21 protein-coding genes, 1 tRNA gene and 1 pseudogene are annotated in these 22,217 nt (G+C 67.0%); 14 read left to right on the plus strand and 9 right to left on the minus strand.

Features of this window, described 5'->3' with window-relative positions; genetic code table 11:
* Positions 1-151 precede the first annotated feature (151 nt).
* Together AC6LJ9_RS14475 and AC6LJ9_RS14480 are read right to left on the minus strand one after the other, a co-directional pair.
* Positions 152-385 (minus strand): hypothetical protein, encoded by a 234-nt coding sequence (locus AC6LJ9_RS14475; RefSeq protein ID WP_103272179.1) that lies wholly within the window; start codon positions 383-385, stop codon positions 152-154.
* A gap of 177 nt (positions 386-562) precedes the next feature.
* Positions 563-1,423, minus strand: a complete 861-nt coding sequence (locus AC6LJ9_RS14480) for an NAD(P)H-hydrate dehydratase (RefSeq protein WP_498148097.1) — start codon at positions 1,421-1,423, stop codon at positions 563-565.
* A gap of 101 nt (positions 1,424-1,524) precedes the next feature.
* On the opposite strand from AC6LJ9_RS14480, the gene AC6LJ9_RS14485 reads away from it, so the two are divergent.
* Positions 1,525-2,358, plus strand: a complete 834-nt coding sequence (locus AC6LJ9_RS14485) for an enoyl-CoA hydratase/isomerase family protein (RefSeq protein WP_212318031.1) — start codon at positions 1,525-1,527, stop codon at positions 2,356-2,358.
* A 22-nt stretch (positions 2,359-2,380) separates the two neighbouring features.
* On the opposite strand, the gene AC6LJ9_RS14490 is transcribed toward AC6LJ9_RS14485, so the two are convergent.
* Together AC6LJ9_RS14490 and AC6LJ9_RS14495 are read right to left on the minus strand one after the other, a co-directional pair.
* Entirely contained in the window at positions 2,381-3,121 is a 741-nt protein-coding gene (locus AC6LJ9_RS14490) for an enoyl-CoA hydratase-related protein (protein WP_498148098.1), read from the minus strand.
* A gap of 41 nt (positions 3,122-3,162) precedes the next feature.
* Positions 3,163-4,155: an NAD(P)H-dependent flavin oxidoreductase gene (locus tag AC6LJ9_RS14495; RefSeq protein WP_498148099.1), complete on the minus strand. Its 993-nt coding sequence runs from the start codon at positions 4,153-4,155 to the stop codon at positions 3,163-3,165.
* Between the two features lie 270 nt (positions 4,156-4,425).
* Here AC6LJ9_RS14495 and AC6LJ9_RS14500 point away from each other — a divergent pair, with 270 nt between their 5' ends.
* From AC6LJ9_RS14500 to AC6LJ9_RS14515, 4 genes are all read left to right on the plus strand, one after another.
* Positions 4,426-5,049, plus strand: a complete 624-nt coding sequence (locus AC6LJ9_RS14500) for a TetR/AcrR family transcriptional regulator (RefSeq protein WP_212318025.1) — start codon at positions 4,426-4,428, stop codon at positions 5,047-5,049.
* Positions 5,050-5,089: 40 nt separating this feature from the next.
* Positions 5,090-6,238, plus strand: a complete 1,149-nt coding sequence (locus AC6LJ9_RS14505; RefSeq protein WP_212318023.1) for an acyl-CoA dehydrogenase family protein — start codon at positions 5,090-5,092, stop codon at positions 6,236-6,238.
* Positions 6,239-6,535: 297 nt separating this feature from the next.
* Positions 6,536-7,765 carry a CaiB/BaiF CoA transferase family protein gene (locus AC6LJ9_RS14510; protein ID WP_498148100.1) on the plus strand — a complete coding sequence of 410 codons (1,230 nt, stop codon included), beginning with the start codon at positions 6,536-6,538 and terminating at the stop codon, positions 7,763-7,765.
* A 126-nt stretch (positions 7,766-7,891) separates the two neighbouring features.
* On the plus strand, positions 7,892-9,415 hold the full coding sequence (locus AC6LJ9_RS14515) for a 3-hydroxyacyl-CoA dehydrogenase (RefSeq protein ID WP_498148101.1): 1,524 nt from the start codon (positions 7,892-7,894) through the stop codon (positions 9,413-9,415).
* Between the two features lie 185 nt (positions 9,416-9,600).
* Here AC6LJ9_RS14515 and AC6LJ9_RS14520 read toward each other — a convergent pair whose 3' ends face one another.
* Entirely contained in the window at positions 9,601-10,515 is a 915-nt protein-coding gene (locus AC6LJ9_RS14520) for a c-type cytochrome (RefSeq protein WP_498148102.1), read from the minus strand.
* Positions 10,516-10,751: 236 nt separating this feature from the next.
* Here AC6LJ9_RS14520 and AC6LJ9_RS14525 point away from each other — a divergent pair.
* Positions 10,752-10,826 (plus strand) — tRNA-Arg (locus tag AC6LJ9_RS14525).
* A gap of 50 nt (positions 10,827-10,876) precedes the next feature.
* Here AC6LJ9_RS14525 and AC6LJ9_RS14530 read toward each other — a convergent pair.
* Complete coding sequence (locus tag AC6LJ9_RS14530) at positions 10,877-11,074, minus strand: hypothetical protein (protein WP_498148103.1); 198 nt, start codon at positions 11,072-11,074, stop codon at positions 10,877-10,879.
* Positions 11,075-11,766: 692 nt separating this feature from the next.
* On the opposite strand from AC6LJ9_RS14530, the gene AC6LJ9_RS14535 reads away from it, so the two are divergent.
* Entirely contained in the window at positions 11,767-12,450 is a 684-nt protein-coding gene (locus AC6LJ9_RS14535; protein WP_498148104.1) for a hypothetical protein, read from the plus strand.
* A 97-nt stretch (positions 12,451-12,547) separates the two neighbouring features.
* On the opposite strand, the pseudogene AC6LJ9_RS14540 reads toward AC6LJ9_RS14535, so the two are convergent.
* Positions 12,548-13,330: pseudogene (locus tag AC6LJ9_RS14540) on the minus strand (porin); the annotation flags it as partial.
* 44 nt (positions 13,331-13,374) lie between these two features.
* On the opposite strand from AC6LJ9_RS14540, the gene AC6LJ9_RS14545 reads away from it, so the two are divergent.
* From AC6LJ9_RS14545 to AC6LJ9_RS14555, 3 genes are all read left to right on the plus strand, one after another.
* Positions 13,375-13,818: a hypothetical protein gene (locus tag AC6LJ9_RS14545; protein ID WP_498148138.1), complete on the plus strand. Its 444-nt coding sequence runs from the start codon at positions 13,375-13,377 to the stop codon at positions 13,816-13,818.
* Positions 13,819-13,964: 146 nt separating this feature from the next.
* Positions 13,965-14,189: a hypothetical protein gene (locus AC6LJ9_RS14550; protein WP_212318012.1), complete on the plus strand. Its 225-nt coding sequence runs from the start codon at positions 13,965-13,967 to the stop codon at positions 14,187-14,189.
* Between the two features lie 60 nt (positions 14,190-14,249).
* A complete protein-coding gene (locus tag AC6LJ9_RS14555) occupies positions 14,250-16,346 on the plus strand; it encodes a putative bifunctional diguanylate cyclase/phosphodiesterase (RefSeq protein ID WP_498148105.1) in 2,097 nt (698 codons plus the stop codon).
* Positions 16,347-16,402: 56 nt separating this feature from the next.
* On the opposite strand, the gene AC6LJ9_RS14560 is transcribed toward AC6LJ9_RS14555, so the two are convergent.
* Positions 16,403-17,362, minus strand: a complete 960-nt coding sequence (locus tag AC6LJ9_RS14560) for a Bug family tripartite tricarboxylate transporter substrate binding protein (protein ID WP_498148106.1) — start codon at positions 17,360-17,362, stop codon at positions 16,403-16,405.
* Between the two features lie 149 nt (positions 17,363-17,511).
* Positions 17,512-17,757: a hypothetical protein gene (locus tag AC6LJ9_RS14565; RefSeq protein ID WP_103272191.1), complete on the minus strand. Its 246-nt coding sequence runs from the start codon at positions 17,755-17,757 to the stop codon at positions 17,512-17,514.
* A gap of 184 nt (positions 17,758-17,941) precedes the next feature.
* Here AC6LJ9_RS14565 and AC6LJ9_RS14570 point away from each other — a divergent pair, with 184 nt between their 5' ends.
* The 4 genes from AC6LJ9_RS14570 (at position 17,942) to AC6LJ9_RS14585 (ending at position 22,215) form a co-directional block, all read left to right on the plus strand.
* Positions 17,942-19,066 (plus strand): cupin domain-containing protein, encoded by a 1,125-nt coding sequence (locus tag AC6LJ9_RS14570; protein ID WP_212318006.1) that lies wholly within the window; start codon positions 17,942-17,944, stop codon positions 19,064-19,066.
* An 86-nt stretch (positions 19,067-19,152) separates the two neighbouring features.
* Positions 19,153-20,064 carry a fumarylacetoacetate hydrolase family protein gene (locus tag AC6LJ9_RS14575; protein ID WP_103272193.1) on the plus strand — a complete coding sequence of 304 codons (912 nt, stop codon included), beginning with the start codon at positions 19,153-19,155 and terminating at the stop codon, positions 20,062-20,064.
* 73 nt (positions 20,065-20,137) lie between these two features.
* The gene (locus tag AC6LJ9_RS14580; RefSeq protein WP_498148107.1) at positions 20,138-21,304 is read left to right on the plus strand and encodes an ABC transporter substrate-binding protein; all 1,167 of its coding nucleotides are present in this window, start codon (positions 20,138-20,140) and stop codon (positions 21,302-21,304) included.
* Positions 21,301-22,215 carry a branched-chain amino acid ABC transporter permease gene (locus AC6LJ9_RS14585; RefSeq protein WP_212318002.1) on the plus strand — a complete coding sequence of 305 codons (915 nt, stop codon included), beginning with the start codon at positions 21,301-21,303 and terminating at the stop codon, positions 22,213-22,215. Before AC6LJ9_RS14580 ends, AC6LJ9_RS14585 begins: the two co-directional genes overlap by 4 nt.
* Positions 22,216-22,217 lie beyond the last annotated feature (2 nt).

A 22,217-nucleotide genomic window follows, 5' to 3' on the forward strand; every position in this document is an offset into this window, starting at 1 on the left:
CTCTTGAGGCTGCCCCGGCGCTTAGGCGCCCGGTGAGGGGCAGGGCGCCTGGGGCCGGAACGGGCGCTGCGCGGGCAGCGGGCGTTCCGGCCACCGCGCGCCGGCATCAACCGCGGGAGATCTATCGCGGTTCAGGCCGACGCGGCGGTTCTTACCACTGGGAACCGGAGAAGCGCGAACTGGCGGCGCGGGCGCGGTTCATCGATTCGTTGACTTCGTCGATGAAGGCGAACACGGCGGCGATGCCGGCGACCACAGCCTTGCTGGCCTTCTTCAGGCTCAGCAGCGGGTGGGCGTTGGGTTGGTTCTCGAGGGCGCCGCGGAGCAGGTCGCGCTCCAGCGCGTCGGTCAGGCGGGCAGTGTGGTTCAGGGTCAGTTCGCTCATGGTGTTCTCCAGTCCAGTCCGTTTCGTCTTGGGGTAAACCATTATAGGGATAACCCTAGGGAAAAGGCAACGGGCGCAACAGGGCCAACCATGTGAATGTTGTAAAAATGTTTTTGTGCCAGGGACTTAGCTCGCCGGCCGGGCTTTTCCCCGTGGCGGGGGCAACCCCAGGGGACCCTAGCCCCGGTTGCGCAAGGTGCGGGCGGCGTCGGCCAGTTCGCCCGCCGTCAGGCCGATGGGGCCGATGCCCTTCATGACCAGGGCGTCCGCCGCCGCGCCGTGTAGCCAGACCGCGCCCGCGACCGCCTGTTCCAGCGGCAGGCCCTGGGCGATCAGCGATCCCAGCATGCCCGCCAATACGTCCCCGGTTCCGGCAGTCGCCAGGCCGGGATTGCCACTGGTGTTGCGCCGCCAGCCGCCATCGGGAGCGCAGACGATGGTGCCGGCCCCCTTGAGCACGATCCAGGCGTCATAGCGGCCGGCCAGCTGTTGGGCGGCGGCGGGCCGGTCGGCCTGTACCTGGGCGGTCGTCCGGCCGAGCAGGCGGGCCGCTTCGGCCGGATGCGGCGTCAGCACGACCGGGCCATCGCCCCAATGCGGCTCGACCTGGCCGCGCGCCAGCAGGTTCAATCCATCGGCGTCCAGCACCAGCGGCGCCTGGCCGCGCCGGGCGAACAGGCGCCACAGCAGATCGGCGGCCAGGGGCGCGTCGCCGATGCCGCAGCCCGCCACCCAGGTCGTCACGTTCCAGTTGCCGTCCAGCAGCGAGCGGCCGTCGCGCAACATCAGTTCGGGTTGCAGCGGGTCGCAGGCTAGGGGCGAGGCGTCCTCGGCGAAGCCGACCAGCACCTTGCCGGCGCCGCTCTTGAGCGCGGCCCGCGCAGCCAGCAGCGCGGCGCCCGTCATGCCCGGGCCGCCGCCGACCACGCCGACCGTGCCGAAGCTGCCCTTGTGGCTGTCCGGATCGCGTGGCGCGAACAGGGCGGACAGATCATCGCGGCGTATGGGGGCGCCGGCGGGCGGGACGGGCGTGTTCATGGGCTGGGCTTCCAGGGCGGGGCGGGGGCGGGATGGATCCCTTCATCCACTATAGTGCCCCAAAACGCGCCGGCGTCCTGCCGGCGCCACCGGAGAAGACAATGACCGACATCACGCTGGAACACTACGCCGCCTACGAGTCCCTGAAGCTGCGCCGGCATCCCGGCGGCGTGCTGGAGCTGATCATGGGCGCCAAGGACGGCCTGCCCGGCAAGCTGTCCACGGCCGACGACCGCATGCACCGCGAGCTGGCCGACATCTGGCGCGACATCGATACCGATCCGGATACGCGCGTGGTGGTGATCCGCGGCGAGGGCAAGGGCTTTTCCGGCGGCGGCGACCTGGGCCTGGTGCAGCAGATGGCCGACGATTTCGACGTGCGCGCCCGCGTCTGGCGCGAGGCCCGCGACCTGGTCTACAACATCATCAACTGCAACAAGCCCATCGTGTCCGCCATGCACGGCGCGGCGGTGGGCGCCGGCCTGGTGGCCGGGCTGCTGGCCGACATTTCGATCGCCGCGCGCAACGCCCGCATCATCGACGGCCATACCCGGCTGGGCGTGGCGGCCGGCGACCACGCGGCCATCGTCTGGCCGCTGCTGTGCGGCATGGCCAAGGCCAAGTACTACCTGATGCTGTGCGAGACTGTGTCCGGCGAGGAAGCCGAGCGCATCGGCCTGGTGTCGCTGTGCGTGGACGAGGCCGAGCTGATCGCCAAGGCTTTCGAAGTGGCCAACAAGCTGGCCGCCGGCTCGCAGACCGCGATCCGCTGGACCAAGTATTCGCTGAACAACTGGCTGCGCATGGCCGGCCCCAGCTTTGATACCTCGCTGGCACTGGAGTTCATGGGCTTTGCCGGCCCGGACGTGCGCGAAGGGATCCAGTCGTTGCGCGAGCGCCGCGCGCCGAACTTCCGGCCTGACTCGCCGTTCTGAGCGTGGCGTTGGCGCCGTCTACCTACTTCTTGAAGAACCGCGCGAACGCCGCCTGGGCCTCCTCGGTGGCGAGGCGCGCGCGGAACTGCTCGGCTTCATAGTCGAGCGTGGCCTGGATGGCGTCGCGGTCCGGGCGCCTGAGCATGGCCTTGGTCAGCCGCAGCGCCGCCGGCGGCTGGGCCGCCAGGTCGGCTGCCGTGGCCCGGGCCGCCGCCAGTGCCTGGCCGGCGGGCGTGACCGAGGTGGCCAGTCCGCCCTCCAGCGCCTGGCGGGCGCCGAAGGCCTTGCCCTGCAGCAGCCATTCGGCGGCGCGGCGGGCGCCGGCCAGCCTGGGTAGCAGCAGGCTGGACGCGCCTTCCGGGCACAGGCCCAGCGCCACGAAGGGCAGGCGCAGCGTGGCGCCTTCGGCGATGTGCACGAAATCGCAGTGCTGCAGCAGCGTGACGCCGATGCCGACGGCATAGCCCTCGACGGCCGCGATGACCGGCACCTCGGTCGTCGTCAACGCGCGCAGGAAGCTCATCGCGGCGCTGTCGCCCGCGTCGCGCTCGGCCTGGAAATCGCGCAGGTCATTGCCGGCGGTGAAGTGCTCGCCGGCGCCGGTCAGGATGACCGCCGACACGGACGCGTCGGCCGACGCCCGCGCCAGCTGCTCGGTCAGCGCCGCGTAGGTGGCGTTGTCGAGCGCGTTGCGGCGCTCGGGCCGGTTGATGGTCAGGGTGAGGACCGCGCCGTCGCGGTCGATGGCCAGGCCAATGCTCATGGCGTCGTTCTCCGGGTCGGGGGCGTTGCGTGGCGTCGTGCTTACGCGAAGTCCGCGCCGGCCAGGCGGGCGCGGGCCTGGGCATATTCCGTGCGCAACCTGGCGACGATCTCGCGGGCGGGCAGCACGCTGTCGATGCCGCCCACGCCCTGGCCCGCGCCCCAGATGTCCTTCCAGGGCTTGGCGCGGCCGCTGCCGAAGTTGGACGCGCCGCTGTCGGGCGCCGGCAGATTGGCCGGATCCAGGCCGGCGGCGACGACGCTGGCTTTCAGATAGTTGCCGGGGATGCCGGTGAAGAACGGCGTGTACAGCACGTCCGAGGCGCTGGCATCGACGATGGCGGATTTGTAGCCCTCGCTGGCGTTGGCTTCCTCGCTGGCGATGAAGCGCGTGCCCATGTAGGCGAAATCCGCGCCCATGGCCTGCGCCGCCAGCACGTGTTCGCCGGTGGTGATGGCGCCGGACAGGATCAGCGGGCCGTCATAGAAGCGGCGCACCTCGGACAGCAGCGCGAAGGGGCTGAGCGTGCCGGCGTGGCCGCCCGCGCCCGCGCAGACCAGGATCAGGCCGTCCACGCCGGCTTCCAGCGCCTTTTCGGCGTGGCGCAGCGTGGTGACGTCGTGGAAGACCTTGCCGCCCCAGTCGTGGATGCCCTTCACCAGGTCGCCCGGCGCGCGCAGGCTGGTGATGATCAGCGGCACGCGATGGCTGGCGCAGACGGCCAGGTCCTGTTCCAGGCGGTCGTTGGATTGGTGGATGATCTGGTTGACGGCGTAGGGCGCGACCTTGGCGCCCGGATGGGCCTCGCGGTACGCGGCCAGCCCGGCCTGGATCTCGTCCAGCCAGTCGTCCAGGAGACTCTGGGGGCGGGCGTTCAGCGCCGGGAAGGAGCCGACCACGCCGCTGGTGCATTGCGCCACCACCAGCTTGGGATTGGACACGATGAACATCGGGGCGCTGATGACCGGCAGGGACATCTGGCCATACAAATCAGTCACGAGAGGATGGGGCATGGTGTCTACGCGTGCGTTCATGGGTCAGGATGGGGAGCGCGCGGGGCCGTGGAACAAACCGCTTGAGCCCTGCCGCAGGCTGTGCCTATAATTACCTACCGACCGTCCGGTAATTAATTAATCTTTATTTAACGGCATGCGCCGAGCCGCTGTCAATCGAGGTTCGCTCGCGTCCTGATGGGCGGGCGCTGCCCTGATTCCAGCTCTGATCGCAAGCGCGGTCCCGGCCGCAGTCACTGCCGTAGTTCCAGCCGAAATTCCTGTCCAATCGCAGTCCCAACAGGCCCTGTCATGGCGCATACCGCTCCCCCCGCCCAGAAGCGCGCCCGCGCTGGCCGGCCGCCCACGCTGGCGGCGCCGCGCGAACGCATCCTGGAAGAAGCCGCCAAGCTGTTCGCGCAAAGCGGCTACGACGGCAGTTCGGTGGCCGACCTGGCGGCGGCGCTGGGCGTGTCCAAGGCCGCCATCTATCACTACTTCACCACCAAGCAGGACATCTACGACGCCATCATCCTGGCGGTGCTGGAGGGCCTGACGCGGCATGTCGGCCAGGCGCTGGACCAGGCGGCGGGCCCGGCCGAGCGGCTGCGCGCCTTCATGCTGGGCCACGCGCGCTATTTCGAACGGCACCACGCCGAATTCGTCACCATGTTGATCGGCTATTCCGGCATGGCGCTGCCCGAGCGCGAGGACGCCGCGCGCCTGCGCGACGGCTACGAGAAACGCCTGCGCGCAGTGATCGCGCAAGGCGTGGCCGAGGGCGCGTTCCGACCGCTGGACGTGGCCGCCACCGGCCGCGCGGTGCTGTCCATGCTGAACTGGATGGTGCGCTGGTACAAGCCGGGCATGGGCGACGACGCCGAAACCATCGCCGCCGGCTATTACGACTTACTGGTTGGCGGCATGCGCGCCTGAGCGCCGCCGCCCACCCGGACCCCTGGAAGAGACCCCGATCATGGCCCTGGACACCGAAACCCTGACCCTGTTGCTGGACGCCGTGCGCCGCTTCGTGCACGAACGCCTGATTCCCGCCGAGGACGAACTGGCCGCCAGTGGCCAGGTGCCGCCGGACATTGTGCGCGAAATGCGCGAGCTGGGCCTGTTCGGCCTGTCGATCGCGCCCGAGCACGGCGGCCTGGGCCTGAACATGGAAGAAGAGGTGCGGGTCGTGTTCGAGCTGGGCCAGACCTCGCCCGCCTTCCGCTCGCTGGCCGGCACCAACATCGGCATCGGCTCGCAGGCCATCGTGCTGGCCGGCACTGACGAGCAGCGCGCGAACTACCTGCCCAGGCTGGCCAGCGGCGAGTTGATAGGCTCCTTCGCGCTGACCGAGCCGGATGCCGGCTCCGACGCCATGGCGCTGCGCGTCTCGGCCGAGCGCGACGGCGACCACTACGTGCTCAACGGCACCAAGCGCTACATCACCAACGCGCCCATCGCGGGCCTGTTCTCGGTCATGGCGCGCACCGCGCCCGAGCGCCGCGCCGCGTCGATCTCCTGCTTCCTGGTCGAGGCGGGCACGCCCGGCCTGTCCATCGGCCGGCCCGACAAGAAAATGGGCCAGGCCGGCGCGCTGACCAGCGACGTGGTGTTCGACAACTGCCGCGTGCCCGCCAGCGCGCTGCTGGGCGGCGAGGAAGGCAACGGCTTCCGCACCTCCATGCGGGTGCTGGACAAGGGCCGGCTGCACATCTCCGCGCTGTGCGTGGGCATTGCCGACCGCCTGTTGCGCGACGCGGTGAAGTACGCCATCGACCGCAAGCAGTTCGGCCAGCCCATCGCCGAATTCCAGCTGATCCAGGCCATGATCGCCGACAGCCAGGCCGAGCTGTATGCGGCGCGCTGCATGGTGCTGGACGCCGCGCGCATGCGCGACCGCGGCGAGAACACCACCATGCAGGCGGCCTGCTGCAAGCTCTATGCCACCGAGATGGTAGGCCGCGTGGCCGACCGCGCGGTGCAGATCCACGGTGGCGCCGGCTATATGTCCGAGTACGCGGTCGAGCGCTTTTATCGCGACGTGCGCCTGTTCCGCATTTTCGAGGGCACCTCGCAGATCCAGCAGCTGGTGATCGCGCGCGAGACTATCAAGGCCCATTCCTGAGCCTGCGGCGATCCTGGCGCGGGGCGGCGGGCGGATGCGCCGGCCGCCCGGCCAGCGTCCGCCGCGTCGACAGGTCCCGGCCGCCGCGTCCCGGCGATGCCGGCTAAAGGCTAATATCCAGCAGTGTGCTGTGCGGGCGTATCTGCGGCACAGCACACTAGCCCGACGACGAATCGCAAGGCCCGCAAGGCGGCGCGGCGCGAGCGCCGGCCAGCCGCCGGCATGACGGAATTCCCGCCCGGCCCGCAGTGCAGCGCGGACCGGACGTTTTCATTTTTGAATGAGCGTAGAGATCAGATGTCGCAACGTCCCGCCCCTCTCACCGGCATCCGCGTGCTGGACCTGACCCGCGTGCTGGCCGGCCCCTGGTGCACCCAGAACCTGGCCGACCTCGGCGCCGAAGTCATCAAGATCGAACGCCCGGGATCGGGCGACGACACCCGCGCCTGGGGCCCCCCGTACCTGAAGGACGCGGCCGGCAACGACACCAGCGAGGCGGCCTACTACCTGTCGGCCAACCGCAACAAGCTGTCGGTGGCGCTGGACATCGCCTCGCCGCGCGGCGCCGAGCTCGTGCGCGAGCTGGCGCTGCAAAGCGATATCCTGGTCGAGAACTTCAAGGTCGGCGGCCTGGCCAAGTATGGGCTGGACTACGACAGCCTGAAGGAACTGAATCCGCGCCTGATCTACTGCTCCATCACCGGCTTCGGCCAGACCGGCCCCTACGCCAGCCGCCCCGGCTATGACTTCATGATCCAGGGCATGGGCGGGCTGATGAGCATCACCGGCGAACGCGACGACCTGCCCGGCGGCGGTCCGCAGAAGGCGGGCGTGGCGGTGGCCGACCTGATGACCGGCATGTATTCCACCGTCGGCATCCTGGCGGCGCTGCACGAGCGCAGCAGGAGCGGCCTGGGCCAGCGCGTGGACATGGCGCTGCTGGACTGCCAGGTGGCCATGCTGGCCAACCAGAACCTGAACTACATGACCTCCGGCAAGGCGCCGCGCCGCGCCGGCAACGCGCACCAGAACCTGGTGCCCTATCAAGTCTTCGCGGCCAGCGACGGCCACCTGATCGTGGCCGTGGGCAACGACAGCCAGTTCCGCAATTACTGCGGCGTCATCGGCTTGCCCGAGCTGTCCGCCGATCCGCGCTTCTCGACCAATCCGCAGCGCGTGAAGAACCGCGAGGAACTGGTGCCGCTGCTGGCCGAGCGCATGGCCACGGGCGCGCGCGACCACTGGCTGGCCGCGCTGGAAGGCGTGGGCGTGCCGGCCGGTCCGATCAACACGCTGGACCAGGTCTACGAAGATCCGCAGGTGCTGGCGCGCGGCATGAAGCGCGAGCTGCCGCATCCGGCCGCCGGCAAGGTGCCCATGGCCGCCAGCCCGCTCAAGCTGTCCGGCAGCCCGGTCGAATACCGCCGCGCCCCGCCCATGCTGGGCGAGCACACGGCGCAGGTGCTGTCCGAGAAGCTGGGCCTGTCGGCCGATGAAATCCAGGCGCTGGCGCAGGGCCAGGCCTGACATTCCTGCGCGGCCGCGTCGCGGGCATCTTGCATGCGCGTCGCGGCGCGCGGCGGCCATGGTCCGCCGCAAGCCATCCACATATCCAATCACCCAGATCGTCCATATAGAGGCAGGAGAGCGTTCATGAAGGAGATTCAAACCATCGGCGTCGTGGGCGCCGGGGCCATGGGGCGCGGCATCGCGCAGATCGCGGCGCAGGCCGGATTGCGCGTGCGCCTGTACGACACCAGCGCGGAAGCCGTCGCGTCGGCGCGCGAAGCGCTGCGCCAGACCTGGGACAAGCTGGCGCAGAAGGGCAAGCTCGGCGCCGCCGACGCCCAGGCCGCGCTCGAGCGCGTGGTCGCGGCCGGCGCGCTGTCCGACATGGCGGACTGCCAACTGGTGGTCGAGGCCATCGTCGAGCGCCTGGACGTCAAGCGCGACCTGTTCGCGGCGCTGGAAGGCGTGGTGGCCGAGGATTGCATCCTGGCTTCGAACACGTCCTCGCTGTCCATCACCGCCATCGCGGCGGCCTGCAAGCGCCCGCAGCGCGTGGCCGGCTATCACTTTTTCAACCCGGTGGCGCTGATGAAGGTGGTGGAAGTGATCGACGGCCTGCGCAGCGCGCCGGAAGTCGGCGACGCGCTGGCCGAGCTGGCCCGACGCATGGGCCACACGCCGGTGCGCGCCAAGGACATGCCCGGCTTCATCGTCAACCATGCCGGCCGCGGCATGAATACCGAGGGCCTGCGCGTGGCGCAGGAGGCCGTGGCCAGCTTCGCCCAGGTCGACGCCATCATGCGCGAGCAGGCCGGTTTCCGCATGGGCCCGTTCGAGCTGCTGGACCTGACCGCGCTGGACGTGTCGCATCCGGTGATGGAATCCATCTACCGCCAGTTCTACGACGAGGCGCGCTTCCGTCCCTCGCCCATCACCGCCGTGCGCCTGGCCGGCGGTCTGATCGGCCGCAAGGCCGGCGAAGGCTTCTACACCTATGTCGACGGCCAGAAGCAGGTGCCGGCCGAAACGCCCGCGCCGGCCCTGCCGCAGAATCTGAAGATCTGGGTCAGCCCCAAGCACCCCGAAGGTTATGCGCGCGCCACCGCGCTGCTGGAAAAGCTGGGCGCGCCGCTGATCTCCGGCTCCACGCCGGCGGCCGACGCGCTCATCATCGTCACGCCTTACGGCGAGGACGTGTCCACCGCCGTCTCGGCGCAGGGCCTGGATCCGGCTCGCAGCGTCGGCCTGGACACGCTGTACGCGCTGGACGGCGCCAAGCGCCGCAGCCTGATGCTGTCGCCGGCCACGCAGCCGCAATGGCGCGACGCGGCCCATGCCGCGCTGGCCGCCGACGGCGTGCCGGTCACCGTGATCCAGGATTCGCCGGGCTTCGTCGCGCAGCGCATCGTGGCCACCATCGTCAACATCGCCTGCGACATCGCGCAGCAGCAGATCGCCACGCCGGAGGACATCGACCGAGCCGTGACGCTGGGCCTGGGCTATCCGACGGGCCCGCTGGCGCTGGGCGACACGCTGGGCACCACGCGCATCCTGGAAGTGCTCAAGAACATCGAGCGCGTCACCGGCGACCAGCGCTATCGTCCCAGCCTGTGGCTGCAACGCCGCGTGCAACTGGGCATGTCGCTGCTGGAGCCGGCGGCGGCTTGATGGATGGCGCGCGGCCCGCACTTGCGGCGAGCCGGCGCAACGCGGGCCGACGCGCGCACCGATGGCGCGGTGGCCAATACCCTTGTGCCTGTTGCGGGTGATCCTGGCGTCCGCCAATGCAAAAGACCCTTGGAATTCCAAGGGTCTTTTTGCTGTGCCGCCCTCTGGCGGCGCGGATCAGCGGGCTACTTGGCCGCGTCCACCATGTATTGCACGGCCGCGCGGATGTCTTCTTCCGTGGCGGTGGCCGCGCCGCCCTTGGGCGGCATGGGCGGCTTGCCCTGCATGGCGACCTTCACCATCGCGTCCATGCCGGTCTTGATGTAGGGCTCCCAGGCGGCCTTGTCGCCGAACTTGGGCGCGTTGGCCACGCCGGTGGCGTGACAGGCGAAGCAGACGCTCTTGTAGAGCTTTTCGCCGGCCGGGTTGACGGCGGCCTGTTGCGGCGCGGGCGCAGCAGCGGCGGGGGCGGGCGCTGCGGGTGCGGGAGCCTCGGCGGCCGGGGCGGCAGCGGCAGGAGCCGGCGCGGCGGCGGCCGGCGCAGCAGCAGCCGGAGCGGCGGCTTCCTCCTTCTTCGCGCCGTCCTCGGCCGGAGCGGCCGGTTCGGGCAGCGAGGCGCCGGACTTGTTGGCCATGTAGACCACGGCGCGCGCGACTTCGTAGTCGCTCAGCGTCGGGTTGCCGCCCTTGGCGGGCATGCCGCCCTTGCCGTGCAGCGCGACGTTCAGCAGGGACTCGTAGCCGGACTTGATGAAGGGCGCCCAGGCGGCGTTGTCGCCGATCTTGGGAGCGCCCGCCACGCCGGCGGTATGACAGGCCGTACAGACGGCGGCGAAGACCTGTTCGCCGGTCTTGAAGACCTTGGGCGCGTTGGCGTCGACCAGCTCGAAGCCGGCGACCGGCGCAATGCGCTTGGTGACGGCTTCAGGCGTCAGGGTGTCCGAGCCGGCGCCGACCTTGGTGCCGGAGACGACCATGTTCACCAGTAGGATGATGATCCCGATCGGCACCACGAACGCCAGTATGGCCGTGACGATCAGTTGCTTGGGGGTCTTGATGGGGGAGGAATGCTCTTCTATGTGTTCCTGCTGGTTGCTCATGACCAAATCCTGCAAACGGGTACCGGGGCGCCTGGTGGCGGCAACAGAGAAAGATCAGTACTGCACATTCGGGCGGCGAACAGCGGATCGCCCAGCAAGCAAACGCTGGATTATATAACGGTGTCATGGACGCCCGTCCAATGGATCGGGCCGGGTTTTCGAGCAGTTTGCGCGAGGATTTGATCTATTTCATGCACGCTGCTCAAACTTGGGTACAATACCGCCTCCCTTGCGCTGCGCCCGTAGTTCAATGGATAGAATGAGAGTTTCCGAAGCTCTTGATACAGGTTCGATTCCTGTCGGGCGCGCCATCAAATCAAAGACTTAGGCGTGGTGTGTGACCACCGCGTGACCAAAACGCCTACGTGTCGTCCCTCTGGCCGGCGTGTGCCGACTCTTCAGGTCGGTACTGCGCAACGAGCTGGCGCATCTTGTCCTTCTCGCGCTGGTTGGCCGCACCGTCGATCCATTTCGAATAGACCTCGAAGAACATCTTGGCGTTCTTGTGGCCCATCTGCCTGGACAGGTATCCGGGATTCATGCCGGCATGTAGTCGCATAGGTATGTCGGGTCTGCCTTGCATCTCGTTCGCGGAACCCAAGATCGGTGAGGGCCTGGCGCCATATGGCAAGGGGGCTGCAGTATCGGTGAGCGCTGCTGCCGTGCCTGGGCTTGTGCACCGCTACGACAATGGCCGGGTTGTCGTTGATCTCCGAGCTGGGGCGCATCGTGTAGGCACGGAGGGCGCAAAGTAAAAGGGGCACCCTAACGGGCGGCCCTTTTGCTTTGTTGGGGGCTGTCTCCATGCGGGCGGCCGTTCCCCCCCCCCCGGCTGCGCCGGCGGGGCCGTCCTACGGACGTTCACGGAGTCCCTTAAGGCCCTCACACAGGACGCACCCTCCGGGTGCAGCTATCTTTTTGATTTGTTTTGTCTTTTCTGGCGGGGAGAGGATTTCTATTGTCTTACATACAACCCTCAACCTCCGCGTAAAGCCATGATGGGGCAGCAACTTCAATGTATACAAATCGGATGAAATCGCTCTCGACCAATCGATGGCGCTCCGCTTTACCCCACGGATAGGGCAGATATGGGCCAATAATTCCCACCTTTGCACCGCACCTATCGCATGGAGGGACACTTTTAGGACACACGTGATACCTTTTATGCCGCTCGAACGCCAGTTTGGTCGCGCATGCATCGTAGCTTCGACTGGCCTCATATTCATGCCTGCGGACGGGAGACAGGACAACATGCAGCTATCAGATTTCGTTTGGCAAACCGCGCTTACAACCCTCTTGAGCACGGGCCTTGTCGCACTTTTTGGATTTGCCCTGCGTACGTGGATCAAACAGAAGATCAAGCACAGCATCAAGGCTGACTATGATCAAGATCTCGAGAAATTGAAGAGTCAATTAAAGACTGCTTCCGATTTGAGCGTCGAGCAATACAAAGCCGAACTCAAAGCCGTCAACGACGCAGAAATGGCTAGGCTTACGGCCGAATTGGCTCGAGAATCCAGCCGCCAGGCGACGAAGTACGGGCATGTCGCAAAAGGGCAGATTGAGGCCATTCAACTGGTCTACAGTGCAGTAGAGTCCGCCTACGACAATTTAGTCGCCTTTACGCTTCCCTTTCGTGCGGTAAATGTCGATGCCGATGCGCTCCGTAAGCACGCGTTTCAGGCAATCAGGGAGTTTGACGAGATATACAGAGGGAACAGGATCCATCTAACGGGCGATACGGAGTTGTGTGTGGAGAAGCTCTACACGGTCATGCTAGATAAGTACAATCTGTTCTACTACGGCGTGGAATTGACAATTCAAGACCCCGAACGAGTGGAGCGATGGAACAGGGTGTACCAGAATGTGGTCGGTGATGTGAAGGCGGGCGTGGACGACGTTCGAACAAGATTGCGCGACCTCATGAACAGCTGAAAGAGCGCTGGCCTGTGCCCAAAAAAAAGCCCACCGCGATTGCGGTGGGCTTTTCTACTTCATGCGGCCGGGGGCAGGCCTTGAATCGTTTTGACGATTAGAAGATGTGGCGCATGCCCAGGCCGGCACCGATCTGGCTGGTGCGGCCGGAGATGTCGCCGGTGGATGCGTCGCGGACCTTGTTGTAGTCCACGGTGCTGTACACCTGCGTGCGCTTGGACAGCGCGTATTCAGCCACGGCCACCAGGGCGTAGCGCTTGCCCTTGTCGCCGTCGACCACGACGTTCTTGGCCTGATCGTAATAGGCGGCGCCGGTGATGGTCCAGCGCGGGGTGGCCTGCCAGCTGGCGCCCAGGAAGTAGCCGTTGTCCTTGCGATCCAGGGTGCTGGTCGGGTCAATCGCGCGGCCCATGACGGCGTTGGTCCAGTTGGTCTGGTCCCCGCCGTTGAAATAGCCGGCGAAGACCTTGACGACTTCGAACTGATACGAGGCGCTGAGGTTCCAGACTTGCTGGCGCTTGTCGGAGTTGCCGGAGTCAACGGTCTTCTGGAAGGCGCCGCCCAGGCCGAGCTGGCCGACCGTGTAGCGCAGGCTGATACCCATCTGCTGGCCGGCAGCGCGGTCCTTCCAGCTATCGCCGTTGGACCACTGGCCTATCACAGCCAGGTCGCCCAGCGTATTCGCGTAGCGGATGGCATTGTTCGCGCGCACGTGGCCCATGGCAGCGGGCAGCCACGAGTTTTCGGCGTAGTTACCGACCGTCAGCGGATCGAAGTGGTCGGCCATCAGGTCCTGGATCACGGTGTTCTGCAGACCCAGCGTGAGCGCGCCGATCTTGCCGCCGTCCAGGCCGACGTAGGCCAGACGGTTAAAGGTCTTGTGGTACGGCAGCCCTGCAGGAGTGGATAGCGCAGGCGCGCCGGGTGGTGGATGTGGCGGCGCAAGCCGTCGGCGATGAAATGCCGCAATGGCCCGCGCCGGCCTTGTCGACGCCGATTCGGATCGAGATCGACAGATTGGAGGCGGTCGATGAGCTCGATCCCGGCACGCTGCGAGCGTCCATTCATAATCCCGGGCCGGACAGCGTGGGGATTGCGCTATCCGGCCGGGATCTGAATGCGGGCCTGTGTGCAAGCGTCACGTCGCCCGATATGCCGGTGACGGTGGCGACCGATGTCCCGGGACGCCTGCTCGTCATTCAAGCCGGCGAGACAAGAAACGTGGCCTTGATGCTTGACCGGGAGTGTCTTGCCGCATCCCCTGGCCAATTTTGGGGAGTCATCATTCTCGTCCGCAATGAGGTTGTGGAATATCGGAGCATTACTCTATTTGATATTCCGAGGGTCGAACCGCACCGCGCCAACTAGCGCACGCACGGATTCGACAGCCGCCGCGAGCGCTGGCGGGTTCGCAATACCCTGTATTGAAGCGACGCGGGCGATGGATCGCGCCTGGATCATCGTCTGCCGCGCACCGGCATGAGCAATGCGCGATGATTCTTGAATGTCGCGAAATGGAGAATATCTTCGCCAGCATTGCGCATGGATCCGCGCGTCTGCGCTTGCGGATCGCCGTCATGCAACGCGAAGAACGTGACAGTCACAGAGCAGGACTGCGCCATATCAACCGCCATGCGCAGCTCGCATTTCCCGTTCGTCTTCCAGAAAAAACAACAGAACCAAGAAAAGCCGCTTCCACACTCATCGCGCTGCTGCTTTCGCGGCCAAACCGCTGGTAGCATTGGCTCACTGCGGGGCCGGCAAGATCGAAGCCGGGCCGCAGGCTTGCAGGAATAGCGATGCTGATCGGTGAATACAGTCCCCTCCTGGTTTTTCTTTCTTTAATTGTTGCGATTGTTGCGTCGTATACGGCGCTGGACATGGCGGGGAGGATCAGCAATGTCCGTGGGCGGGCCGCGAAATACTGGCTCGCCGGCGGGGCATCGGCGATGGGCCTGGGCATCTGGTCCATGCACTTTGTCGGCATGCTGGCCTTCAGCCTGCCGATCCCGCTGGGCTACGACCCGTGGATCACGCTGATGTCGCTGCTGATCGCCATCGCGTTTTCCGCCTATTCGCTGCACCTGGTCTGCCAGGAGCGCCTGCCCTGGCAAAAACTGGCGGTGGGCGCGCTGCTGATGGGCGCCGGCGTGGCCGGCATGCACTACACCGGCATGATCGCCATGCGCATGGCGCCGGGCATCGCCTACGACCCGGCCCTGTTCGCGCTTTCCATCCTCATCGCGGTCCTGGCCTCGGGCGCGGCGCTGTGGATCGCGTTCAACCTGCGGCACAACACCACGCGCGTGCGGCGCATGCGCCTGCTGGGCGCCGTGGTCATGGGTATCGCCATCGTCGGCATGCACTACACGGGCATGGCCGCCGCCAATTTCCCGCTGGGCAGCATCTGCGGCGCTTTCGTCGGAGGGCTCAGCCCGGAATGGCTGGCGCTGTTCATCATCACCGTCACCATGTCCGTGATGGGCACGGCGCTGCTGGTGTCGCTGCAGGACCTGCGGCTCGAGACCACGACCTCGTCGCTGTCCAGCTCGCTGGTCAAGGCGAACGAGGAACTCACCTACCTGGCGCTGCACGACAACCTGACCAAGCTGGCCAACCGCCTGCTGCTGGACGACCGCCTCAAGCAGGCGCTGCGCACGGCGCGGCGCGACAAGGACCTGACCTTCGCGCTGATGTTCCTGGACCTGGATGGCTTCAAGGGCATCAACGATGTCTACGGCCATCACGTCGGCGATCTGCTGCTGATCGAAGTGGCGCAGCGCATACGCGGCGCCCTGCGCGAGGAAGACACCGTCGCCCGCATGGGCGGCGACGAGTTCGTGATCCTGGCGCTGAACATGGATCCGGCCAGCGCGGGCCGCCTGGCAGAGGACCTGATCGAGGCGATCCGCGAGCCGTTCCGCATCGATATCCACCAGCTCGCCATTTCGCTGAGCATCGGCATCGCCATCTATCCCAACGACGGCATCGACCAGGACGACCTGCTGACCAACGCCGACGCGGCCATGTATCACGCCAAGGGCATGGGCCGGGACACGTACTGCTTCTTCCAGTCGTCGATGAATGCCAATGTGCATCGCCAGCTGCAGCTGGTGCAGGACATGCGCCGCGCGCTGGAAAACAGCGAATTGAGGCTGCACTACCAGCCCAAGTTCATGGCGCCCGACGGTCCCATCATCGGCGTCGAGGCGCTGGTGCGCTGGCAGCATCCCACGCTGGGCCTGCTGATGCCGGACGAGTTCATCCCCATCGTTGAGAAGACGGGGCTCGTGATTCCGCTGGGCAAGTGGGTGCTGAACGAGGCCTGCCGGCAACTGGCGGCCTGGCACCGGGAACACGGCATCCGCTGGAGCGTGGCGGTCAACCTGTCGGCGGTGCAGTTCGGCCATCCGGACCTGGTGGGGACCGTGTCCGACGTGCTGCGACGCCATGGCCTGGACGCCAGCTATCTGACGCTGGAGGTCACGGAATCCACGGCCATGAAGAACGCCGACGCGAGCCTGGCCATCCTGCAACAGTTGCACGAGATGGGCGTGCGCATTTCCATCGATGACTTCGGCACCGGCTATTCCAGCCTGCTGTACCTGAAGCGCCTGCCGGCCACGGAATTGAAGATCGATCGCGGCTTCGTGCGAGACCTGGAGCAGGACACCGAGGACGCCGCCATCGTGTCGGCCATCATCGCGCTGGGCAACGCCCTGAAGGTGCAGGTCGTGGCCGAAGGCGTGGAAACGCCCGAGCAGCGCGAGTTCCTGACCGAGTTGGGCTGCCATTCGCTGCAGGGTTATCTGTTGGGCCGTCCGATGAACGTGGAGTCGGTCGAATCGCTGATGACGCAGGACACGTTGACCATCGATACGGGCAAGTCGGGCTGAGGCCCGCCGGCGGCGGCCGATTCCGGTCGCCGCAAGTCAGCGCCCGTCCCGGGCGCTCAATCCAGCGTCGCGCCCGTGAACTTGACGATCTCGGCGTAGCGCGCGATGTCCTGCCTCACGAAGGCATCCAGTTCCTGCGGGCTGCTGCTGACCGCGGTGGCGGCCTCGGCGTCGAGCAAGCGGCGGAAATCCGGCGCCGCCACGGCCTGGCGCGCCGCGCCGTTGAGCGCCGCCACGACATCGGCCGGCATCCCCGCCGGGCCGAACAGCGCGAACCAGGCATTCGATTCAAAGCCCTTGATCGTGTCGCCGATGGGCGGCACGCCGGGAAACTGCGGCAGCGGCCGGGGGCTGGTCAAGCCCAGCGCCTTGAGCGCGCCGGACTTGATATGCGGCTGCGCGTTGAGCGAACTGGCGACCATCATGTCGACCTGGCCGCCGAGCAGGTCGGTGATCGCCGGCGCCGTGCCCTTGTAGGGCACGTTCAGGATATCCAGCCCGGCCATCATCTTCATGCGCTCGCCGGCCATGTGCAGCGACGAACCCAGCGCGCCGACCGCCATCGTGTACTTGCCAGGATGCGCCCGGACCTGCTGAACGAAAGCCGCCATGTCCTGGGCGGGGAAGTCCTTGCGCGTCACCAGCACGCTGGGCACCCGGGCCAGCATGCTGATGGGCGTGAAGTCGCGGACCGGATCGAAGGGCAGCTTGCGGTACAGCGAGGCGTTGATCGAAAAGCTCGTGAAGGTGACCAGCAGCGTGTTGCCGTCGGGTGCGCTCTTGGCGACGTAGTCGGCGGCGATGTTGCCGCCGGCGCCGGGACGGTTCTCGACCAGCACGGTGCGCTTGAGCGTCTGGCTCATGTGTTGGCCGATGTTGCGGGCCACGGTGTCCGTGGTGCCGCCGGGTGGCGCGCCGACCACCAGCTTGACGGGCGGGGTCTGGGCGGCGGCGGGCAGGCTGAACGCGCAGGTGACGAGCGCGCAGCGCGACAGGAAGCGGTGAAGTCGGGCCAAGGTTTCGTCTCCGGTGGACGCCGCGACGGCAGGCGCCTACCTTACCCATGCGCGCGCGAGCGGCGCAAGCAGCGGCGGCTCATGGCTTTCCCGACCTGGGCCGCGTCAGGCCGGACGGGCGCCGGCCTGTCCGCTCATGCGCCGCCGGTTCAATCGTCCAGCGCGGGCACGGTGCCGATCTGCGCCAGGATGCGCGGCGATCCCATGTCGCCGGTTTCCTTGTCCACCATGACCTCGTAGGCGGCCACGCCGGCGAATTTCGCCGCCATGGAATTGGCGATGCGGATCGCGCCGAACTCGCTGCTGGCGGGACGGATCTCACCGGGGGCGACGCCGCCGGCGGCGGCGCGATAGGGTACGACGATGTACTGCATGACGTGAGCGGCTTCGGACATGAGCGTCTCCAGGCGACGGGTTGCACAGGCGAGCGCAATGTATCAGGACAACTGTGATTTTGTACAGTGGTTTTTACAGGCCGCCTCTCCCCAGGAAAACCCCTAGCGCGCAATTCTTGATCAGGCGCCATCCCCGGATTTAATATTTTCGAAAATCTAAATTTTTTTATAAAAAGAGGTCGGGATGGAGACGAACAGGTACGACGCATACCGCGAAGACCGGGCAGGCCGCGCCAATGTGGCCGACTCGCCGGAGCGCGTCGCCTACTACCAGGAGCTGGCGCGGCTGGAGACAGGCGCGCTGTGGACGGTGGCGAACAAGATCGAGCCCTGGGCGCCGCGCTCGGCCTCGGTGCCGGTGGTCTGGCGCTACCAGGACCTGCGCGGCCACGTGCTGCGCTCGGCCGAGCTGGTCTCGCCCGAGGAAGCCGGCCGCCGCGTGATCTACCTGAACAATCCCGGCCGCCGCGACGTGGCCGCCGCCGTGGGCTGGCTGTACTCGGGCCTGCAGGTGATGAAGCCGGGCGAACTGGCCTCGGCGCACGCGCACTCGCATTCGGCGCTGCGCTTCATCATGGAAGGCAGTGGCGCGTACACCATCGTCGACGGCCACAAGATGACGCTGGGCGCGAACGACTTCGTGCTCACGCCCAACGGCACCTGGCACGAGCACGGCGTGTCCGAGGACGGCACTACCTGCATCTGGCAGGACGGCCTGGACATCCCGCTGGTCAACGCGCTGGAAGCCGGCTTCTATGCCGTGCATCCGGACCTGAACCAGGCCGTCACGCATCCGGTCGACGACACCACCGCCACCTGGGGCGGCGTGGCGCTGCGTCCGCAGGCCTCGGGCTGGACCAAGCCCTACTCGCCGCTGTTCAAATACGAATGGGAGCCCACCTACGAGGCGCTGCGCCGCTACGCGCGCGTCACCGCGGGCAGCCCGTATGACGGCGTGCTGCTGGAGTACGTGAATCCCATGACCGGCGGGCCGGTGATGCCGACCATCGGCGCCAGCATGCAGCTGCTGCGGCCCGGCGAGCACACCAAGGCGCACCGCCACACCGGCAGCTTCATCTACCAGGTGGCCAAGGGCAGCGGCTATTCCATCATCGAGGGCCGGCGCTACGACTGGACCGAGCGCGACATCTTCTGCGTGCCGTCCTGGGCCATGCACGAGCACGTCAACCTGTCCTCGAACGACGACGCCTGCCTGTTCTGTTTCAACGATCTGCCGGTCATGCGCGCGCTGTCGCTATACCGCGAAGAGGCGCTCAAGGACAACGACGGTCATCAGACGCTGATCTGACGCGGTTCCGAACAACGATTTTCCATCCGACGCCCCGGCCTGCCGGGACGCCCGTATCCACTCGTCTTGAATATTCTGGAGTACCTATGCGCTTGGTGACTTTTCGCGCCCATCCCGCCGCCGCCGGCCGTCTTGGCGCGCTGGCCGACGGCTATGTGATCGACCTGGCCCTGCTGGGCCAGGCCGGCGGCGTGGCGCTGCCCGACGACATGCTGAGCTTCATCGACCTGGGCCCGGCCGCGCTGGCGCAGGCCGCGCGCCTGCTCGAACAGTTTCGTGGCGCCTGGCCCGTGGGCGCCGCGCTGCCGCAGGAGAACGTCAAGCTGCTGGCGCCCATCCCGCGTCCGCGCAAGAACATCTTCGGCATCGGCCTGAACTACGTCGAGCACGTCGAGGAATCCAGCCGCACGCTGGATACGTCCGCCGACCTGCCCAAGCAGCCGGTGATCTTCTCCAAGCCGCCCACCACCGTGATCGGCCCGGGCGACGCGATCGAGCACAACGCCCGCATCACGCAGCAGCTGGACTGGGAAGTCGAGCTGGCCGTGATCATGGGCCGGCGCGCCGCGCGCGTGGCCGAGGCCGACGCGCTGTCCTATGTGTTCGGCTACAGCGTGATGCTGGACATGAGCGCGCGCGACTGCCGCCGCGCCGGTCAGTGGATCTATTCCAAGGGCCAGGACACCTATGCGCCGTTCGGCCCCTGCATCGTGACCGCCGACGAGATCCCGGATCCGCAGAAGCTGGACCTGTGGCTCACGGTGAACGGCGAGAAGAAGCAGGGCTCGAACACGCGCCACATGCTGTTCAAGGTGCCGTTCCTGATCTCGGACATCAGCGCCGGCATCACGCTGGAGCCGGGCGACATCATCGCCACCGGCACGCCGGAAGGCGTGGGCGCGGGCCGCAGCCCGCAGGAATGGCTGTGGCCGGGCGACGTGGTCGAGGCCGGCGTCGAGGGCATCGGCACGCTGCGCCATCCGGTCGTGGCCGTGTAAAGGCCGGCATTCCAAGCAATGAATCCGCCCGGCGCGAGAGACGCCGGGCCATGCAGTCTCCAAGGGGAAAAACATGAACTGCAAAATGATCCTGGGATGCCTGGCGCTGGCCGCGGGCGCGTCGGCGCAGGCGGCCGGTCCGGTGAAGATCGGCTTCATCGCTACGCTGTCCACGCCGGCCGGCTACATCGGCGAGGACGAGCGCGACGCCTTCAACCTGGCCATCCAGCAGGGGGGCGGCAAGCTGGGCGGCGTGCCGGTCGAGCTGGTGATCGAGGACGACGGGCTCAAGCCCGCCAACGCCAAGCAGGCCGCCGACCGGCTGCTGCAATCGGGCGTCAAGCTCTATACCGGCGTGAACTTCTCGAACGTGCTGGCGGCGGTCGTGCCGGGCGTGGTGAAGTCGGGCGCGTTCTACGTCAGCCTGAACCCCGGCCCGTCGAACTTCGCCGGCGAGAAGTGCGATCCCAACTATTTCGTCGCGTCCTACCAGAACGACGCCTTCCACACCGCCGGCGGCGTGGCGGCCAATGAGCTGGGCTACAAGCGCGTGGTGCTGCTGGCGCCGAACTACCAGGCAGGGCGCGACGCCATCGAAGGCTTCAAGCGCACCTACAAGGGCGAGGTCGCGGCCGAGATCTACACCAAGCTCGACCAGTCGGACTTCTCGGTTGAGCTGGCGCGGCTGCGTTCGCTGGCGCCCGACGCGATCTACCAGTTCCATCCCGGCGGCACCGGCATCAACTTCGTCAAGCAGTACGCGGCGGCCGGGCTGAACAAGACCATTCCCATGCTGATGCCCAGCTTTTCAATGGATGCCCGCATGATCCAGGCCACCGGCGATGCTTCGCTGGGCGCCTACACCACCGGCATCTGGTCGATGGACTTCGACAATCCGCAGTCCAAGGCTTTCGTGGAAGCGTTCAAGAAGGCCTACGGCCGCGCGCCCACCGACTACGCCATGCAGGCCTACGACACGGCCCAGCTGATCGGCGCGGGCCTGAAGGCCACCGGCGGCGACCTGTCCAAGGCGGCGGAATTCCGCGCCGCGCTGCGCAAGCCCGAGTTCGCCTCGTTGCGCGGCAAGTTCAGCATGAACGTCAACCAGCACCCGATCCAGGACCTGTACCTGATGCGCGTCGAGAAGGGCGCCGACGGCAGCCTGTCGCCGCGCCTGGTCCGCAAACTGGTGTCCGATGACAAGGACGCCTACGCCCAACACTGCAAGATGCCGTCATGACGCTATTGTTCGAGCAGTTGCTCAACGGGCTGCAGTTCGGCGCCATGCTGTTCATGCTGGCGGCCGGACTGACCCTGATCTTCGGGATCATGGGCGTGGTCAACCTGACCCACGGCTCGTTCTACATGGTGGGCGCGTACTGCGCCGCCTACGCCATCGGCACCACCGGCTCGTTCCTCGCGGGCGTGCTGGCGGCGCTGCTGGGGGCGGGGCTGTACGGCCTGACGATCGAGATCCTGGTGATACGCCGGCTCTACAAGCGCGATCACCTGTACCAGGTGCTGGCGACCTTCGGCCTGCTGCTGTTCAGCAACGAGGCGGTCAGCCTGATCTTTGGCCGCCGCCCGCCGCTGGTCGGCATCCCGTCCTTCCTGGAAGGCGCGGCGACGCTGGCGCCGGGCTTCCAGTACCCGATCATCCGGCTGGCCTTCATCGCCATCGGCGCGGCCGTGGCGCTGGGCCTGTGGTGGCTGGTCAACCGCACCCGCGTCGGCATGCTGATCCGCGCCGGCGCCGACGACCGCGAGATGGTCGACGCGCTGGGCATGGACATCAAGAAACTCTACACGCTGGTGTTCGGCCTGGGCGCGCTGCTGTGCGGCCTGGCGGGCGTGATGGCCGCGCCGCTGCTGGCCGTCGAGATCGGCATGGGCGAGCGCATCCTGATCACCACCTTCGTGGTCATCGTGATCGGCGGCGTGGGCTCGGTGCGCGGCGCGCTGGCCGGTGCGCTGCTGGTGGGCATGGTGGACAGCCTGGGGCGCGCCTTCCTGCCGCAGCTGCTGGGCGCGGTGTTTTCGCCGGCCACCGCCGATCCGCTGGCCGCGGGCCTGGCCTCGGCCAGCATTTACGTACTGATGGCGATCGTGCTGATCGCCAAGCCGGGCGGGCTGTTCCCGGCGCGAGGATGAGC

Source organism: Achromobacter sp. 1011811831 (assembly GCF_059760905.1).